We start from the raw sequence: 531 nt of genomic DNA, 5'->3' as shown, positions 1-531 counted from the left end.
CCGCTGGTGCCCGCCGTCAGGCTGTACTGCTCGTTGCCTTCGTAGGTGGTGTCATTGAGGGTATCGACCTTGACTTCAAAGCCGGTGGTCCCCGCCGGCACGCTGACGCTGAAGCTGCCATCGGCCGCCACCGCGACGCTCTGGCTCACGCCACCGATGACCACGGTCACCGTGGTGCCGGTGAAGTCCACCCCTTTCTCGGCCGTACCGCCCGCCAGGGTCAGGTTGACGGCGGTGGCGCTGGTGCTGGCGTTGGACAGGCTCACGCTGAAGGTGTTGGCATTGCCTTCGGCCACGCTGTCGCCCACCACGCCACTCACCTTCGGCAGATCCGCCATATCGGTGATGGTGGCGGTGCCGGTCACGGTCGGCGTGCCGCTGGTGCCCGCCGTCAGGCTGTACTGCTCGTTGCCTTCGTAGGTGGTGTCATTGAGGGTATCGACCTTGACCGCAAAGCCGGTGGTCCCCGCCGGCACGCTGACGCTGAAGCTGCCATCGGCGGCCACGGCCACGCTCTGGCTCACGCCACCG

Annotated in this window: 1 protein-coding gene; it reads right to left on the bottom strand. The window is 67.2% G+C overall.

The genetic code is table 11. The features are described from left to right. A partial coding sequence (locus tag BN1133_RS17820; RefSeq protein ID WP_197273683.1) for a Calx-beta domain-containing protein occupies nt 1–531 on the bottom strand: 531 nt, incomplete at both ends.

Source organism: Aeromonas schubertii, from assembly GCF_000820105.1.
In the GTDB taxonomy this organism is placed as follows: domain Bacteria; phylum Pseudomonadota; class Gammaproteobacteria; order Enterobacterales; family Aeromonadaceae; genus Aeromonas; species Aeromonas schubertii.
The sequence above is the reverse complement of the archived record's forward strand: the minus strand, read 5'-3'. Positions and strand labels throughout refer to the sequence as shown.